A 19124-nucleotide genomic window follows, 5' to 3' on the forward strand; every position below is an offset into this window, starting at 1 on the left:
AACTTTACGAATTCATGAAAAAAATAATCCTGGGAGTTGCTACAGCATCCATTCTTTTTGCCTGTAAAACTCAAAATGTAACTGAAACAAAACCTGAACAACCTACGCTAGCAAGTATTAATTTGGTAGATGTAGAAGATGATAAAGTCTGGGTTACGGTAGATCCCGACAGGTTTACTACGGATAGTACCACCTTCTATATTCCTAAAACGGTACCCGGAACTTACTCTACTGATAACTACGGAAAATTCTCTGAAAACTTTAAAGCTATTAATTATAAGGGAGAGGAAATGCCTTTTATAAAAGTTGATGAAAATAGCTGGACCATTACTAAGGCCAAAGATCTTGATAAGGTAATGTATCAGGTTAATGATTCCTTCGACTGGGAAGATGAAGGCGGAGTTTATTCAATGGCTGGAACAAATATTCTTAAGGATAAAAACTTCCTTTTAAACCTGCACGGATTTGTTGGCTATTTTGAAAAAACAAAGGAAAAATCATTCCGCCTGGAAATACTTAGACCTGCAGATCTGATTCCGGGAACTGCCCTGGAGGTGGATCAAACAATCAACGGCCAGACTTCTGAAACAAAAACTGATGTTTACAATCTGGACAGGTATTTTGAGGTGATCGATAATCCTATAATGTATTCAAGTCCTGATACCACCAGCTTTATGGTGGAGGATATGAAGGTTCTTATCAACGTGTATTCACCTAATGGGAAATTTTCCGCGGAAAGTTTAAGGCCTAACATGGAGAAAATGATCCGCGCACAGAAAAAATTCCTGGGAGATATCAACAGTACTGATAAATATGCGATTCTTGTTTACTTATCTGCTACCCCGGGAGAAGAAGATGCTGGGAATTTTGGTGCTTTAGAACACCACACCTCTACCGTGGTTGTAATGCCTGAAACAATGGAAGCGGCTGCACTCGATAAAAGTATGACCGATATTGTTTCGCATGAATTTTTCCATATTATCACCCCACTTGGAATACATTCCAAAGAGGTACATTATTTTGATTATAATGACCCTAAAATGTCACAGCACTTATGGCTTTACGAAGGTGTAACCGAGTATTTCGCCAATCTTTTCCAGGTAAATCAGGGACTTATTAGTAACCAGGAGTTCTATGACAGAATGGTTGATAAGATCAATATCTCTAAAAGATTTGACGATACCGTTCCATTCACCGTAATGAGTAAAAATATCCTTACCGACGAGTATAAGGATAGTTATTACAATGTTTATCAGAAAGGAGCATTAATCGGAATGGCTCTGGACATTAGATTAAGAGAACTTAGCGGTGGAAAAATGGGCATCCTCGATCTTATGAAAAAACTGAATGCTAAATATGGAAAAGATAAACCATTTGATGATGATCAATTGATCTCTGATATTGTGGAACTTACCTATCCTCAAATTCAGAATTTCTTTGATACCTATATTACCGGTACCACTCCTATCCCTTATAACGAATTTTTCGCCAAGGCCGGTATTGAAGAAAAAGAAGTGATGAGTGAGGTTGGATACTTCTTAAAAGGACAAACTCCATATATCACCGCAAATCAGGAAACCATGCAGATTATGTTCAGAAATAATATTGAGCTGAATACCTTTCATAAAGCTCTTGAGATCCAGGGTGGTGATACTGTAAAATCTATTAATGGCACAGAATATAATATCAAAAATGTTTACGACCTTATCAGTGCTTCTAATGAATGGAAAGAAGATGATGCAATTACCATGACTATCATTAGAGATGGTGAAGAAATGAAACTGCAAGGAAAGATCACTAAACCAATGGATAATGAAATGAAAATGGTGGAAATCCAGAATGCAGATAGTGAACAAATGGAACTAAGAAATGCCTGGTTAAAAGGATAATATATTTATAAAGAATATTTAAAAAGCGACGGGGAAACCTGTCGCTTTTTTTTGCTTAAAACTCTATATAAACCGCTTAACTTATTATCTTTAATTTTCAAAAAACTAACCAATTCATGGAAATTCCTATTCTTCAGGATATTGTTATTATTTTAGGTTTATCCATCGTGATAATCCTGGTTTTTCAACGATTAAAGCTTCCTGCGATACTGGGTTTTCTTCTGGCAGGAATAATTGCGGGACCCCATGCATTTAACCTCATTAGCTCACGACATGAAGTGGAACTCTTATCTGAAATTGGTATCATATTCCTGCTTTTTGTGATTGGTATAGAATTGTCTTTAAAGGGGCTGGCTTCTATTAAAAAGATCATTTTTGTTGGGGGTAGTTTACAGGTTGGCGGCACGATTCTAATTACGGCCGGTATCTCTTACTTTATAGGTTTACCCTTGAATACCTCTATTTTTCTTGGTTTCCTTTTTAGTTTAAGTAGTACGGCGATCGTACTTAAATTACTTCAGGAAAAAGGAGAAATGACCACCCCACATGGAAGAATAGGTTTGGGAATATTAATATTTCAGGATATCATCGTGGTACCCATGATGTTATTTACTCCGCTTCTGGCAGGAGAAACCCCAAATATTCTATCCACGATCATTATAATGGTCCTGAAAATTTTGCTGGTACTGGTGATCGTATATATACTTGCCCGATTTGTAGCTCCAAAGATCTTTGGATGGGTAGTCAAAACAAAAAATCAGGAACTATTTATTTTAACCGTAGTAGTATTTTGTTTTAGTGTTGCATGGTTAACTTCCACTGTGGGACTTTCACTGGCACTTGGGGCTTTCTTTGCCGGACTAATAATTTCTGAATCTGATTACAGCCACCAGGCTACTGCCAACGTCCTACCCTTTAGAGAGATCTTTATTAGTTTTTTCTTTATTTCGGTGGGAACTTTATTGAACCTGGAATTCTTTTTCAGCAATTTGCTGAATATTTTTCTCCTGGTGATCGGCGTGATCTTACTCAAGATGTTAGTAGTGGGGCTCACCGTGCTCATATTAAAATATCCGGTAAGAACCGTATTTCTGGCTTTATTCAGTCTTTTCCAGGTTGGGGAATTCTCATTATTACTCTCCGGAGTTGGAAAGGAAAGTGCTATAATTCCTGAAAATGTTTACCAGTATTTCCTTGCTATATCTATTATTACCATGGGCGTTACCCCTTTTCTAATCTCTTCAGCGCCCAGGATCACTTATTCCATTCTGAAAGCTCCTATTCCAGCGGCGGTTAGAAAACGACTGGATAACATCAAAAAAAGCTCAAAAGCGGAAGAGGAATTTTCAGAAGAAAGTCTTCATGACCACCTTGTTATAATTGGTTATGGGATCAATGGCTCAAATATTTCTAAAGCTGCTAAAAAAGCTGAAATTCCGTATGTTATTCTGGATGCGAACCCTGAGACTTTTAACAAGGCTAAAAAGAATAAGGAACCTATCATCTTTGGCGATGCCACCAATCTTACGATTTTAAAGCATGCCCATGTCCAGGAAGCACGGGTAATCGTTATTGCTATTTCAGATGCCGGAGCTACCAAAAAAATGCTGAGCAGTATCAGGCAATTTACCCAAACAGCTACCATCATTGTCAGAACCAAATATGTCAAGGAAATGGAAGATGTTATTAGGCTGGGGGCTGATGAAGTGGTACCTGAAGAATTTGAAACTTCTATCGAGATCTTTACCAGGGTTCTTAAAAAATACCTGGTTCCTTTTGATGAAATTCAGGAATTCATCAACCAGATAAGATCTTCAGACTACGAGATGCTTACATCCATGAAAAAAAGTCCGCACTCCCCTGCTCTCCAACATCTCAATATTCCGAATAAAGAGATTGTAACCCTGAAAGTACAGAGAGATTATCACCAGATCGTTGGAAAAAGTATACAGGATTCCGGGATTGGAAAGAATTATCATGTAACTCTTCTGGCAATTCAGCGGGATAGAAAATATCTCACGGAGATCTCACCAGATACTACTATATACCAGGGGGATCTGCTATATTTATTCGGCCATCCCAATAATATAAATCATTTAAACAATTTGCTTTCCTTTTAATGTCCCTTAATTTTATAAATTTAGGCACCTAACCATTTCAAGCATTCATGAGCAATACCCCCGATAAGATCAAAAGATATTATAAGTTCATTCGTTTTATGTTAAAATACTGGAACAGTGATCTATTTCGACAGACCAGTGCTGTGGCCTTAAATAATGAACTTTCAGAAGAGGACGAAGAACATAAATTCGATCAGACGCCAGAAGAATTGGTAGAGGATTTAAAAGAAATGGGGCCCACTTATATTAAACTGGGCCAGTTACTTTCTACAAGACCAGACTTATTACCAGATGAATATCTTAACGCACTCGCGAATCTTCAGGATAATGTTTCGCCGGTTCCCTATGAGGAGGTAAAGAAGATCATAGAAGAAGAACTTGGGACTAAAGTTTCCAAGGCATTTAAAACATTTGATGAAAAACCACTGGCCAGTGCTTCCATCGGGCAGGTGCATCGTGCAGAATTACATTCCGGAAGATCTGTTGCTGTGAAAGTTCAACGACCGGGTATTGCTCAAAAATTCATCGATGATCTTGACACCTTAGATGAACTCACAGCGCTTGCGGTAAATCATCTGGAATCGGCCAAAACCTATGCTATTGATGAAGTTTTTGCTGAGTTAAGAAGGATTCTGTTGAATGAATTAGATTATAAAAAAGAAGCTCAGAATTTAAAGACATTAAAGAAGAATCTTCAGCAATATGAACATTTGATCATTCCGGCACCAGTAGATGATTACAGCTCCAGCAGGGTTCTAAGCATGGAATTTGTAGATGGAAAAAAAATCACATCTCTTTCGCCTTTACGGAAAATGGAAAATGATTATTCTGAACTGGTAGAAGAACTGGTAGAGGCTTACCTTCAACAGATTATCAATGACGGATTTGCCCATGCAGATCCACATCCCGGAAATATTAAGTTTACTGTAGATAATAAGATCGCCCTTATAGATCTTGGAATGGTGGCCAGATTTACACCTCAATTGCAGGAGAATCTAATTGAACTTTTATTAGCCATAAGTCAAAGTAATGGTGAGAAAACTGCACATTCCCTTTTGAAAATGAGTGAGCTTACTGAAGATTCTCAAAAGAAGCAATTTTCAAAAACTGTGAGTGATGTGATCATGGAAAGTGAAAATAGCAGGGCAAAAGATCTGCAAACGGGTAGGATCCTGATTCAACTGAATAGGCTTGCCTTAAGCACCCATATAAAACTTCCTGTTGAAATTAATATTCTTGGTAAGATCCTTTTAAACCTGGACCAGATCGTGGCGATGCTGGATCCGGAATTCGATCTTCGTGCAGCAATTCAAAGGAATGTTCACGAGATCATGAGAAAGAAAATGATAAGTGAACTAAAACCCGAGAATTTCTTTAGTACCCTTATAGAATCCAAGCATTTTCTGGAAAAAATGCCGGAGCGAATGAATCAGATCACTGAAAATCTTGCTAATAATGAGTTCAAGATCAAGATCGACGCGATCGATGAAAAACGGGTGACCGATGGCTTTCAGAAAGTAGCGAATCGCATCACATTGGGGCTGATAATCGCCTCCATGATCGTAGGAGCATCCATGCTCATGCAGGTACCTTCCGACTTTACCATCTTTGGATATCCTGGACTTGCCATGTTGTTTTTCCTTCTGGCTGCGGTTGGAGCCATTGTATTAAGTTATGTGATCATCTTTCGGGATGAAAACTTAAATAATAAGAACTAAATTATAAAAACCCAGAATTCATAAATTAAAATGAGAAAACTTTCCTTACTAATTCTTCTTTTAGCAATCTCAATAATTGAAGTAAAAGCACAAAAAATCGAAATTCCCATAGATACCGCTGTTACTACGCAGCATTCTGTAAATATAAACGGGAAATCTATAGAATACACTGCAGAGACAGGTATGATGCCGCTTTGGAACGAGGACAGAGAGCCTATCGCCAGTCTTTATTATACCTATTACACTAAGAATGGAGTAAAAAATAATGAAAACAGGCCCCTGGTGATTTCTTTTAATGGCGGACCAGGTTCTGCGTCTGTTTGGATGCATATTGCTTATACAGGACCTCGGGTTTTAAAGATCGATGATGAAGGATTCCCTGTACAACCTTATGGCATAAAAGAGAATCCTCATTCTATCCTGGATGTGGCAGATATTGTCTATGTAAATCCAGTAAATACAGGCTATTCAAGACCCATTCCTGATGCCGAAGGAAAGGTGGATAAAAAGAAATTCTTTGGAGTGCAGGCAGATATTGAATATTTAGCTGAATGGCTGAATACCTTTGTTACCCGAAAGAACAGGTGGTTATCCCCGAAGTACCTAATAGGGGAAAGCTATGGTACTACCCGTGTTTCCGGATTAGCTCTGGAATTACAGAACAGTCAGTGGATGTATTTGAACGGGGTTATCCTTGTTTCTCCTACTGAAATTGGCCTGGATCGGGAAGGTCCGGTAGAAATTGCCAATCGCTTACCCTATTTTGCTGCCGCAGCCTGGTATCATAAAGTTTTGCCAGCAGAGCTTCAAAGCCAAGACCTTGATGAGCTATTACCGGAAGTCGAGAATTATGCCATCAATGAATTATTGCCTGTTTTAGTTAAAGGTGGATTTACAGATGAATCTAAAAAAGAAGAAGTAGCAGAAAAAATGGCTTATTATTCGGGAATCAAGAAAGATGTGATCCTGCAAAATAACCTGGAAGTTCCTTTCAGATATTTCTGGAAAGATCTACTAAGAGATAAAGAAGGTTATACCGTAGGCCGCCTGGATTCAAGATATCGAGGACTAGATGCCAAAGATGCCGGTGATAATCCTGATTATAATGCCGAACTGACTTCCTGGTTACACTCTTTCACTCCTGCAATCAATTACTATTTGAGGGAAGAATTGAATTTCAAAACGGATCTTAAATATTTTATGTTCGGACCGGTTCACCCGTGGGATCGAAGCGGTAATAACACTGGGGAAAATTTAAGACAGGCCATGGCTCAAAATGCAAATCTGGATGTGATGATCCAATCTGGTTATTTTGATGGTGCAACCACTTATTTCAATGCAAAATACTCCATGTGGCAGCTTGATCCTAGTGGAAAAATGAAAGACCGCCTCAGCTTTAAAGGTTACCGAAGCGGTCATATGATGTATCTAAGAAGCGAAGATCTCAAAAAAGCTAATGATGATCTTAGAGAATTTATTCAGAATAGTCTTCCTGGAGAAGAAGCTGCGAAATACTAATAGATCAGCTTAATAAATATCCCTTCAGATCTTCATAATTGCTGATTTGAAGGGATTTTTTTTGTTTCTCCATTAAACTCTGAATAGAATCTGGAATAGCTACTTTATTATTGATAGCTTCTTCAACTGTATTCAGAAATTTAACCGGATGTGCAGTCTCTAAAAAGGTTCCATAGTAATCTGGATTTGTCTGTAAAAATTTCTGAAGTCCCAAATATCCAACTGCCCCGTGAGGATCCATAATATATCCAGTTTCAGAATAGACTTCCCGCATGGAATTTTTCGTCTTTTCATCATTAAAACTATATGCTGAAAACTTTTCCTTTAAATAGGCGTGATCATGTTTAAATAATTTCAGGATCCTTACAAAATTGCTGGGATCTCCCACATCCATCGCATTCGAAATGGTAGCCACACTCGGTTTGGTTTTATATTCTTCGGTTTCCATATAACTGGTTATTGTGTCATTTGCATTATTTGACGCTATAAAATGATCGATGGGCAATCCAATTTCCCTGGCCATTAACCCGGCACAAATATTTCCAAAGTTTCCACTTGGGACTGAAAATACCAGTTTTTTATCCATTTTTTGCAATTGCTTATAAGCAAAGAGGTAGTAGAACATTTGCGGAAGCCATCTCGCTACATTAATGGAGTTCGCAGAAGTTAGTTTTCGCTCATTTGTTATATCTGAATCTAGAAAGGCCTTTTTCACCATGACCTGGCAATCATCGAAGGTCCCTTTAACCTCCAGCGCAGTAATATTCTTACCCAAAGTAGTCAGCTGTTTTTCCTGGATTTCGCTAACTTTTCCTTTCGGATATAAGATCACTACATCAATCCCTTCAACTCCAAGAAATCCGTTTGCGACCGCTCCCCCGGTATCTCCTGAAGTTGCCACCAAAACCGTAATTTTACCAAGATTTCCTTTTTTGATAAAATATCCCAGACTACCGGCCATAAATCTCGCGCCCACATCTTTAAAGGCCAGGGTTGGACCGTGAAATAATTCCAGACTTCCAATTCTATCATTTATCTCTACAATCGGAAATTCAAAATCTACCGTTTGATCAATAATATCGATCAACGCGGAATTGGAAATTTCATTTCCCACGAAAGATTTAATTGCTTCAAAAGAAATTTCGGTTTTGTCCAGGTTCTGAATATTGTTAAAAAAAGAAGCAGGTAATTTATCAATGTTTTCAGGAAAGTATAGCCCTTTATCGGGAGCCAGTCCACGTACCACGGCATTTTCAAAATTACTTGTATGTTCCCTATTATTTAAGCTGAAATACTTCATAATACTTTCACTCCTTTTTTATTGATTCCCGATAAATGCAGATCAAAGTCAATAGATTTATCTGAATAAAACTCCTTCATAGCATTTTTAACTTTCAATGCAGTTTGATCTCCCTTACATAAAGCGTAAACAGAAGGTCCCGAACCAGATATACCAAAGCCCAGAGCGCCATTTTCAGCCGTTAATTTCTTCAATTCCTGGAAATAAGGAATTAAAATCGACCTAACCGGTTCTACAATTTCATCCTGAAGGCTTCTTCCCAGCAGTTCATAATCTTCTGTGTAAAGCGCACTGACCAGAGCACCCAGGTTTCCCCATTGATTAATGGCTGATTTTAAACTTACATTTTGTTTGATGATGGAACGGGAATCTTTCGTTTTAATTTCTATCATAGGGTGTAGCACCACTACCTTTAATTCTGGTGGAACAGGTAAACTAAGTACCTCTAAGGGACAATAACTTCTTACCAGGCTGAAACCTCCTAACAGGGCTGGGGCAACATTATCTGCATGCGCATTCCCACTTGCTAACAACTCCCCCTGCATTGCAAAAGAAATCAGTTGGTTGGAACTAAAAGGTTCTCCCAGGATCTTGTTAACGGCAAAAACTGCTCCTGCTGAACTCGCCGCACTACTTCCAATTCCACTTCCGGGTTTGATATTTTTTGAGATCTCAATATCAAATCCCTGTTTCGAATCGATCTCGCCAAGAAGTGCTTTTACCGCAACCCCGGCGACATTTTGATCAGCTTCCATTGGTAATTCCTGACCGGAAACTTTTGTAATTCGAATCTTATTAAGATCATTTTTTTTAATGAGCATTTCATCCCCAACTGAATCAAGACAGCAGCCTAGAACATCAAATCCGCAGGAAAGATTGGCCACTGTGGCCGGAGCAAAAACTTTGATCTGTTCCATAATTATTTCTTTCCAATTCTTATAATATCGGCAAAAATTCCTGAAGCAGTAACCTCCGCTCCTGCTCCCGCTCCTTTTACTATCAAGGGTTGTTCAGGATAACGTTCAGTAAAGAAGAGCACTATATTATCACTTCCGCTAAGATTCGCAAATGGATGTTGTGCCCCTACTTCCTGCAATCCAACTTTCCCTTTACCATCTTCCAGCTGGGCGACATATTTTAATTCTGCATTATTCGATGCAGCATTCTGATACATTTTTTTAAAATCTTTTTCGTCTTCTTTCAACAACTCAAAGAATTTCTCATTTGTTTCTGAATTCAGACTTTCCTGAGATAGAAAATCTTCTCTCTCGATATCTTCCAACTCGAGTTGCAACCCAGATTCCCTGGAAAGTATGAGAATCTTTCTGGCAACATCCACTCCGCTAAGATCAATTTTGGGATCGGGTTCGGTAAAACCTTCTTTCATGGCGGTTTCCACAACTTTATAAAATGGCTCGGTTCCATTGTAATTATTGAAAACAAAGTTTAGACTCCCCGACAGTACCGCCTGAATTTTCTTTATCCTATCCCCGGAAGCTACCAGGTTTTGCAGAGTATCGATTATAGGTAATCCTGCACCAACATTGGTTTCATATAAGAATGAAGCACCATATTCCCTGGCGAGGTTTTGTAAATTCTGATAATTCTCAAAGGCATCGGCGCAAGCGATCTTGTTACAGGTAACTACAGAAATAGAATTTGCCAGGTAATTCTTATACCAGTCTGAAATTTCAGGACTTGCCGTATTGTCGACAAAAATGCTGTTTCTTAGGTTTAGCTCTTTTACTTTATCAAAGAATTTCTGTTTATCGGCTTTTTCACTTTTTTCAAGGTTTTCTTTCCAGTTTTGAAGGTCTATTCCATCCTCATCGAAAAGCATTTTTCTTGAATTGGAAAGACCCAGAACTCTAACCTTCAGTCTTAACTTATCCAGAAGATATTGTTCCTGCTTTTTAAGCTGATCCAGAAGTTTACTTCCCACATTTCCTACACCGGTGATAAACAAGTTCAATTCCTTTGAGGGAACTTCAAAAAACTGCTCATGAAGTGTATTCAAAGCCTTTACCACGTCTTTTTTAGCGATCACTGCCGATATATTCCTTTCGGAAGATCCCTGCGCTATGGCTCTTATATTGATATTATTATTCCCCAGGGCACTGAACATTTTACCACTAAGACCGTGGTGACTTTTCATTCGATCTCCTACCAGCGCAATAATGGAAACATTATCTTCAATTTCTACAGGTTTGATCTTTTTGTATCCGATCTCCACCTCAAATGCTTCATCCAGTGCTTCTTTGGCTTTTTCCGCCTCATCGGCCTTCACCGCGATACAGATACTATGTTCTGAAGAGGCCTGAGTTATAAGCACAACATTAATATGTTCCTGAAAAAGTATTTCAAAGAATCGTTTTGAGAAGCCAGGAATACCAACCATACCACTGCCCTCAATATTTAAAAGTTTGATGGCATCTATATGGGTGATCCCGGTAACCCACCTGAAATTCTTTTTACTCGATTTTGAGATCACCGTCCCTGGATCCTCTGGTGCAAAGGTATTTTTAATGTGTATCTCAATATTTTTATCCAGTAAGGGTTGTAATGTTGGCGGATACAAAACCTTAGCTCCAAAATGGGAAAGTTCCATGGCCTCTTCATAAGAGATATGTTTCAAAGAATACGCCTGCGGAACTAGGTTCGGATTTGCTGTGAACATTCCGTTTACATCTGTATAAATAAGCACTTTATCAACTTCCAAAGCTCCGGCAATGATGGCGGCAGTAAAATCTGAACCACCACGACCAAGTGTACTTGGAACTCCCTGATCATTCTTTGCTACAAAGCCGGGAACAATAAAGAGATCGGCTTTATTTTTTTTGAAGTATTCAAGGAGGTTAGAGTTCGTTTTTTCATAATTCACCTGAACTTTCTCATTTACATTTTTGCAAACGATCAGTTCGCTGGAATCTACCCACAAACTATCAATCTTCAGACTTTTAAAATATTCAGAAATAATGAGAGAACTTAAGGTCTCGCCAAAACCAGAGAGCACATGTTTAGTTTTATCTGAAAGCTCATTTAAGAGAAAAACACCCTCATAAAGGGTTTCAAGTCTATTGAATTGATTTTTCACCTTGCTCAGGATAGCACTTTGAGAGGTAACAGGGATCAAATCTTTAACGGCCTCAATATGTCTTTTTTCGTTCTTTTCCAGGATCTCTTTATAAGAGACATCTTCTTTTTCGGCCAGCTCTGCCATTAACAACAGGTCGTTGGTAACTCCGCCAAACGCTGAAAAGACACTTACGACTTTATCTTTTTTAAGATGATCTTGGACGGTTTTGGCAACCAGTTTAATACGTTCAGGAGAGGCTAAGGATGAACCGCCAAATTTCAGGATATGCATAGCTGAAATTGTTTTAAAAAAATTAATAAGAAATTAAAAATATACAGGTGTACGGACGAAAGTTATATAGCAAGGACCCCACAAGGGGTAATACCTGTCATGGTAATATCAATAACTGTAATACGGAAAGAATTTTTTCCAGCTGTAATATTGATATTTTTTTGAAGTTCTTTCACGGTTTTTCTTCGTAAACTTATTTAAAGGTATTCAAATAAATCTACCGGCAAAACTTTTTTAAGAAATCATATTTAAATTTATGAAATCGATAATTTGAAGCAATAAAAAAATCAATAATATAATTTATAGGGTTGATTTTTAAATATTTAAGAATCTATTTATCTTCTGTTGTAATCAAAATGCTTGATGTATTTCAAATTTATAAAATACAGATGTGGGGAATATTCCTTCTATTTTGAAATTAAAATAAATCAGGTTGAGGATGCAAGCTCCTTTTTTCTATTCAATTTGGAGATATAAAAACTACTGATAAGAATTGTGGCGCCTCCCGCCAGGATATTCCAGCTTAATTTTTCATCTAAAATAAAATATCCCAGCACAATAGCACTCACAACTTCCAGATACATTAAAGTGGTAGCGGTAGCTGCTGTTAACTCTTTAAGTCCGTAAAAGAATAATTTAAAAACTACTATTCCAATTAGTAGTCCATATAAAACACCAATTCCAATTTGAGGTAATCCTATTCCAGGTAAACCAATTAAGAATGGCATAAAAACCAGAGCTCCAATGAGGTTTTGATAAAAAATAAGCTGATTCTTACTATAATTTTGGGTTTCAGATTTGAACAGGATTACGGTAATCGCGTAACCAATAGAAGCTCCAATAGCCGATAACATCCCTATGAAATCATTAGAAGCAAAACTAAATGGTTTTCCGGCATAGGTAATCACGATCCCAATAAAGGCAAGGAGTAAAAACCGGGTTTGTGATTTTTGTAACTTCTGCCCAAAGAACAAATATTCTATAGCTGTCACAAATAAGGGATAGGTATAGAAGAGCACCACCGCATTGCCTATGGACGTGTATAAAAAAGCAAGGAGATATAAATACATTCTAATGGCATTGATAAACGAGGCCAATAGCATTTTTTTTGGAGTTCCCCTGAAATGTAATTCTCTATCCTTTACCAGGAACGGAATTAAAAACAACACCGGAACTGCCGTTCTAAACCAGGCTATTGAGCCAGTAGACATACTGGCCATCGATTTAATTAACAAGCCATTATTCCCAGCGAGTAGCGCACAAATAATTACCGCATAGATCGCTTTTCTCTCCATTTACTTACACGTATAATCTCAGAGTTTGTAATCTATACCGTCTGAAGATCCAGATCTTTCTTTGATTTTCTATATAAAAAGGAATTAAAAATGTTCCTTTTCGCAAAGCGATATTGTTTTGGAGAATTGATGAGTTTAATATAAAGTGGTTTCGTAACACCAAAATATTCGTAGGTAGTTCCGTCTAAAAAAGAGATTTCCAGAACATTCCCTTTATGCTGAAAATCATAAATTCCACTTTCCGAAATAGTTTGATTATAGGAATCCAAGTTTTCAGCTTTAGTTTGTGGCGCGATACTTACTAAAAAATGGTAGCCGTCAATTATTTCCTTACTCTTTATTTCGGCCTCTGCATGCTTTTCATCCCCTTCCGGAAATTTGTCAGGATGCCATTGTTTTACCAGGTTCCTATAATTAGTTTTTAGTTGTATCAGGTCAATTTCCTGTTCTACACCAAATAACTTTTTATATTTATTAACACGCTTCATAATCCAATTTTTTTAAGCCGCGAAATTACTCCTTTTTATCTGATAAAGAGTACTTTCTTTAATTAGAAAATTTACCGGGATTTTGAATGGAATGCGAGGAGTTATATAATTTAAAAAAAGAGGATTGATGGAGAAAACAAATATTTTTTATATCCATTTGATATATGTCCTTTCTTACATTATAAAAAATAAGAAAGCGCGATATAAAATATCGCGCCTTCCTCATTTCTGAAATTAATTTCTCAAGACCAGATCATAATCCACTAATATAACTTCCATACAGATCCTTGAACTGAAGTCCTTTAGAGAATCTTTTCTTGCTTAGTTTTTTATATTCAACCAAGGCCCAAAGCAGGAACTCTTTCATGAAGTATTTATCTTCATTTTTACTTTCTGGCTGGTATTTTTCAATCAGTTTACTTAAAGGTTCTATGGAATCTAATTTCTCTTTGTATTCAGAATCTGAAAGATCATCTGGCAATTCAAATCCCGAGCTTTCAAAAAACCATTCGATAAGATCATCATAGGGGGTAGTTGCATCGGGTTTCTGAAGTTTTTCTATCTGCGGAAAATAATCAGGGAATATTGTTTTCACTGAATCTCCTATAAGCTGCTGTGCAACGAAAGCGGCTCCCTCCTGCTCTCCTTCATAAACTAATTCCACTTTACCAGTTATCGATGGAATCACCCCAAGAAAATCGCTAAATCTCAACAATGTTTTATCTTCATCATTTCGTGTAGCTCTTCGCTCAGCAGTACTTAGTAAGTTTTCAAAAGCGGTAATGCTCATTCTCGCACTCACCCCGCTTTTGTGGTCTATAAATTCACTATCACGGGCTTCAAAACTGATCTGTTCCAAAAGATCTCTGGCTATTTCGGGAACATGAACAAGTTCCCTTTGTCTTTCATCCAACTGAGCTTCCTGTTTGGTAATCGTCTTGGCGATCTCAATATCTGAAGGGTAATGTGTGAGAATCTGAGATCCTATCCTATCTTTTAACGGAGTTACGATACTTCCCCTATTGGTATAATCTTCAGGATTGGCGGTAAAGACGAATTGCATGTCTAAAGGCAACCTTAATTTAAAACCTCTAATTTGAATATCTCCTTCCTGGAGTATATTGAAAAGAGCTACCTGTATTCTCGCCTGTAGATCGGGAAGTTCATTGATCACAAAAATACTTCTGTTGGCACGTGGGATCATCCCGAAATGGATTACCCGGTCATCTGCATAGCTTAATTTTAAATTAGCCGCTTTTATAGGATCTACATCACCAATAAGATCTGCCACCGTAACATCTGGAGTCGCTAATTTCTCAAAGAAACGTTCATTCCTGTGCACCCAGGCAATGGGAGTATCATCTCCTTTTTCTTTGATAAGCTCCCGGGCATACCTGCTAATTGGTTTTAGGGGATCATCATTGATCTCTGAACCTTCCACCACGGGCATCCACTCGTCCAGTAGGTTCACCATAAGCCTGGCCAATCTTGTTTTCGCCTGACCTCTTAAACCAAGTAAATTAATATTGTGTCGTGAAAGAATAGCTCTTTCCAATTCAGGAATTACGGTATAGTCGTAACCATGAATTCCTTCAAAGGTATTTTCTTTGTTTTTTATTTTCTGCTTGAGATTATCCCGAAGCTCATTCTTGATACTTTTACTTTGATATCCGGATTTTTTGAGCTCTCCAAGATTCTTTATTTTATCTTTATTCATATGCTTTTTTCTTAACCTCTAATTCTTTTTTTTCTATTGATCTCATAATCTTCAAAGATCATTTCTCCAAGACCTTTTAGACCTGTGTAAAATGCCTTACCCTGATTTGCCATTGTAAACTCCTGAACAAAACGCGTAAGATATGGATCCTGGGCGATCATGAATGTGGTAATAGGTATCCTAACTTTTCTTGCCTGCCTTGCCATATTATAACACTTATCCACCACATATGGATCCAGGCCCATACTGTTCTTATAATAACTACCATCCCTTTCTTTAATACAGCTTGGTTTCCCATCGGTGATCATGAAGATCTGCTTGTTGGTATTTCTTTTACGACGTAAAAGATCCATCGCCAGTTCCAGTCCGGCCACCGTGTTAGTATGATAGGGACCAACTTTTAAATAAGGTAGTTCCGCGATGGAAATTGGCCAGGCATCATTCCCGAATACCAAAATATCCAGAGTGTCTTTGGGATATCTGGTGGTTATAAGTTCAGATAAAGCCATGGCAACTTTCTTGGCCGGCGTAATCCTATCTTCCCCATAAAGTATCATACTATGGCTAATATCTATCATTAGCACCGTACTCATCTGGGATTTATAATGAGTTTCTTCCACTACCAGGTCATCTTCAGACATAGAAAATTCACCGATACCATGATTGATCTGGGCATTCTTTAAACTCTCGGTCATCGAAATTCTACTTAAAGAATCTCCAAACTGATAAGACCTGAAATCTCCGGTATGCTCATCTCCCCGACCTATCTGATTTGTTTTATGATTTCCGGAGGAACCTTTCTTCAATTTACCAAAGATCTGTTCCAGGGCTTGTTGTCGAATAGCTCTTTCCGTTTTGGCAGTAATGGCCATGCTACCATTACCTTCCTGATCTATTTCTTCTTTTATATATCCCTTCTTTTTCAAATCTTCAACAAAATCATCCAGGGTATAAGCATCGTCCGTTAATTGATATTCCTCATCCAGTTGCGCTAGCCAGTCTAAGGCTTCATCAAGATCTCCAGAAGTATGGGTGATGATCTCTTTAAATATTTCAAATAATTTATCAAAAGGAGAAACTTCCGGCGCATCATATTTGTCAAATATGAATCCTCTTATCTCCTTGTCTGCATTCCTTTTCATCTATCTATATTATTCTTTTCTAGGTGTGAGATCCAATATTCAATATAATTAGTTTGAAAATTGTTTCGTTTTCCATCCTTAAAATTAAACCTTTTTAAAGAGAAAGTAAACACTAGCATCGTAAACACAAACTAAACTTTTGTTAATGGAAATTCCAGAATTTTCAGGGTTTGCTGTTATTCTTTTCTTAATTACTTCCCATTATTTTACAGGATATAGGAGATTTGAAAAAAAATTAGATGAACAAATATTTTTATTTTCTGCTGATTGGTCTTATTTCCTTTAATGTAAGTGCCCAGGAAAAAAAGTCCCCTTACCAAACCGATTTCTGGAAAGATGGAGCATGGATAGCTGGATCTGTTGGTTTAAATGTTTTAGGTGTTATTACGATTCAAAATAAGCCTGATCTAACTGAAACAGAACTTACTAATCTCAACGGAGATGATATTTGGGGAATTAACCGTGGTGCCGTTGGGAATTATTCTGAAGAGGCTGATGAGCTAAGTTATATACCTTTCTATGCATCTTTTGCAACCCCGCTTCTAATGCTACTAGGCGAAGATGAAAGAAGTAATTTCGGGCAGATTTCCGTGATGTTTATAGAAACTATGGCAACCACGGGAGCTTTTTTTACGATCACTGCTGGGAATGTCCAAAAGAGCAGACCGCTGGTTTATAATGAAAATTTAAGCACGGAAGACAGATTAGATTCTGATGCACAAAGATCTTTTTTCGCAGGGCATACGGCTGCAACTGCAGCAGCAACTTTTTTTACAGCTAAGGTCTTTCACGATTTCAATCCAGATTCACCTGCCGTACCATTCGTCTGGGCCGGAGCTGTAGCAGTCCCTGCTTATGTAGGATATTTAAGAACAAAAGCAGGAAAACATTTTTTTACAGATAATTTAATTGGTTTTGGAATTGGTGCTGCTTGTGGTATCTTAGTGCCTGAAATTCACAAGATCGGGAATGAGAAATTGGATATATATCCAACAGTGAATACAAATGTAATGGGAACCGGCATAGATACTAAAGGAATAGGGTTTAACTACTCCTTCTAAAAGAATCTTTTCTATGACAATTGGAGAAATAATATTGCTGTTTTTTACGGTATTAATGTGTATTCCCACCCTTGCCTCCCTCACCAGATTTGACCAATGGTGGGTCAGAGGTTTTGATTTTCCCAGGATTCAGATAAGTTTTCTAATTATCTGTGTAATAATAGCTTCTGCCCTTACGTATGATTTTGATGAATTATGGCAAATTATTGCTGTAAGTACACTGTTTTTAAGTCTTTTATATCAGTTCAAAAAAATTTTTCCCTATACTTATATTTCCAGGAAACAGGTTTTGAAATTTAAAGGTTCAGATCCAAATGCAGCTATTTCAATATTAGTGAGCAATGTTCTTACTCCTAACAAAAGAAGTGATAAGCTTATCTCTCTCGTTAATGAAAGAAATCCAGACATTCTTCTGACCCTGGAAACAGATAAAAGATGGGAAGATGAACTTTCTGAACTAGAAGACGATTATAAATACACGGTGAAAATTCCCAAAGATAATCTATACGGGATGCATCTATACTCCAAACTGGAATTAGTAGATGTGAAAGTAAGATATCTGGTACAGGAAGATATTCCTTCTATTCACGGCTATGTAATTCTTAGAAATGGTAAAAAGGTGAGACTACATTGTCTGCATCCTATGCCTCCAAGCCCTACTGAAAGTGATACTTCGACAAATCGTGATGCCGAATTACTGATGGTGGGAAGGGATATTGATGCTGAAAAAGACTCTATCCTCGTGGTTGGAGATCTTAATGATGTGGCCTGGTCCAGAACAACAAGGCTTTTTCAGAAATTAAGTGGGTTAATGGATCCCAGGATTGGAAGAGGCTTTTTTAATACCTTCCATTCAAAATATTTTTTATTGAGATGGCCCTTAGATCATGTTTTTCATACGAAAGACTTCACCCTAATAGATATAGCCAGGGAAAAGAATATAGGTTCAGATCACTTTCCCATGTATATAAAGCTCAATTATGAACCCTCTGCAGAGGTGATCAATGAAGATACAGATCATGCAGATGAAGAAGAAAAAGAATGGGCAGAAGAAAAAATCAAGAACGCTGACCCAATAAGGCAGAAATTAGACTTTAACTCTCTTCAAAATAAACTGACAACTTAGAGATACCTTTCAATTTAGCACAATGCCTGGCTGAAACAGGTTTTTCTATAAAATCCACGACATGCGGATCTTCAGCGGCATCTCTTTTATCTTTTCGATCTATCGATGAAGTTACCATGACTACGTGAAATCTATCATTATCACTAACCTTTTTCAATTTTTCAAGAAATTCCCAGCCCGTCATTTTAGGCATATTAATATCCAGCATAATCAAATAATCTGTTTCTTTATCTGATTCATTTTCCAAAAAATCCAGTGCTTTGTGTCCGTCTTTAAAAACGTAAGGATCAGGATCTAAATCACATTTGGAAATTATTTTTCGCTGGAGAAAAGTAACTATTTCGTCATCATCTATAATTAATGTTCGAAGCATAGGTAGGGTT

General features: G+C 37.5%; 14 protein-coding genes. 6 read left to right on the plus strand and 8 right to left on the minus strand.

The genetic code is table 11. The features are described from left to right. Positions 1-14 precede the first annotated feature (14 nt). The 4 genes from LGQ90_RS04835 to LGQ90_RS04850 all read left to right on the plus strand — a co-directional run bounded on the left by LGQ90_RS04835 (position 15) and on the right by LGQ90_RS04850 (position 7245). Complete coding sequence (locus tag LGQ90_RS04835) at positions 15-1889, plus strand: M61 family metallopeptidase (RefSeq protein ID WP_229338730.1); 1875 nt, start codon at positions 15-17, stop codon at positions 1887-1889. A 116-nt stretch (positions 1890-2005) separates the two neighbouring features. After that, complete coding sequence (locus tag LGQ90_RS04840) at positions 2006-4009, plus strand: monovalent cation:proton antiporter family protein (protein WP_229338732.1); 2004 nt, start codon at positions 2006-2008, stop codon at positions 4007-4009. A gap of 47 nt (positions 4010-4056) precedes the next feature. After that, complete coding sequence (locus tag LGQ90_RS04845; RefSeq protein ID WP_229338734.1) at positions 4057-5727, plus strand: AarF/UbiB family protein; 1671 nt, start codon at positions 4057-4059, stop codon at positions 5725-5727. A gap of 30 nt (positions 5728-5757) precedes the next feature. Next, positions 5758-7245 (plus strand): S10 family peptidase, encoded by a 1488-nt coding sequence (locus tag LGQ90_RS04850; RefSeq protein WP_229338736.1) that lies wholly within the window; start codon positions 5758-5760, stop codon positions 7243-7245. Between the two features lie 4 nt (positions 7246-7249). Here the strand turns inward: LGQ90_RS04850 and thrC are convergent, their stop codons facing one another. From thrC to LGQ90_RS04885, 7 genes are all read right to left on the minus strand, one after another. Continuing rightward, positions 7250-8545, minus strand: coding sequence for a threonine synthase (thrC, locus tag LGQ90_RS04855; protein WP_229338738.1), 1296 nt, complete (start codon positions 8543-8545; stop codon positions 7250-7252). Beyond that, positions 8542-9462, minus strand: a complete 921-nt coding sequence (locus LGQ90_RS04860; RefSeq protein WP_229338740.1) for a homoserine kinase — start codon at positions 9460-9462, stop codon at positions 8542-8544. Before LGQ90_RS04860 ends, thrC begins: the two co-directional genes overlap by 4 nt. A 2-nt stretch (positions 9463-9464) precedes the next feature. Further along, on the minus strand, positions 9465-11912 hold the full coding sequence (gene thrA, locus LGQ90_RS04865; RefSeq protein ID WP_229338742.1) for a bifunctional aspartate kinase/homoserine dehydrogenase I: 2448 nt from the start codon (positions 11910-11912) through the stop codon (positions 9465-9467). A 428-nt stretch (positions 11913-12340) separates the two neighbouring features. Beyond that, positions 12341-13207, minus strand: coding sequence for a DMT family transporter (locus LGQ90_RS04870; protein WP_229338744.1), 867 nt, complete (start codon positions 13205-13207; stop codon positions 12341-12343). A gap of 32 nt (positions 13208-13239) precedes the next feature. Further along, entirely contained in the window at positions 13240-13695 is a 456-nt protein-coding gene (locus LGQ90_RS04875; RefSeq protein WP_229338746.1) for a J domain-containing protein, read from the minus strand. Positions 13696-13948: 253 nt separating this feature from the next. Continuing rightward, positions 13949-15412: an AAA family ATPase gene (locus LGQ90_RS04880; protein ID WP_229338748.1), complete on the minus strand. Its 1464-nt coding sequence runs from the start codon at positions 15410-15412 to the stop codon at positions 13949-13951. Positions 15413-15423: 11 nt separating this feature from the next. Next, positions 15424-16554, minus strand: coding sequence for a vWA domain-containing protein (locus LGQ90_RS04885; RefSeq protein ID WP_229338750.1), 1131 nt, complete (start codon positions 16552-16554; stop codon positions 15424-15426). 239 nt (positions 16555-16793) lie between these two features. On the opposite strand from LGQ90_RS04885, the gene LGQ90_RS04890 reads away from it, so the two are divergent. Both LGQ90_RS04890 and LGQ90_RS04895 read left to right on the plus strand, forming a co-directional pair. Then, positions 16794-17615 (plus strand): phosphatase PAP2 family protein, encoded by an 822-nt coding sequence (locus tag LGQ90_RS04890; RefSeq protein ID WP_229338752.1) that lies wholly within the window; start codon positions 16794-16796, stop codon positions 17613-17615. A 13-nt stretch (positions 17616-17628) separates the two neighbouring features. Then, positions 17629-18741, plus strand: coding sequence for an endonuclease/exonuclease/phosphatase family protein (locus tag LGQ90_RS04895; protein ID WP_229338754.1), 1113 nt, complete (start codon positions 17629-17631; stop codon positions 18739-18741). Here the strand turns inward: LGQ90_RS04895 and LGQ90_RS04900 are convergent. Then, positions 18710-19114 (minus strand): response regulator, encoded by a 405-nt coding sequence (locus tag LGQ90_RS04900; RefSeq protein WP_229338756.1) that lies wholly within the window; start codon positions 19112-19114, stop codon positions 18710-18712. The two genes, LGQ90_RS04895 and LGQ90_RS04900, sit on opposite strands and share 32 nt — an antisense overlap. Positions 19115-19124 lie beyond the last annotated feature (10 nt).

The organism is Christiangramia sediminis, assembly GCF_020552705.1.
GTDB lineage: Bacteria > Bacteroidota > Bacteroidia > Flavobacteriales > Flavobacteriaceae > Christiangramia > Christiangramia sediminis.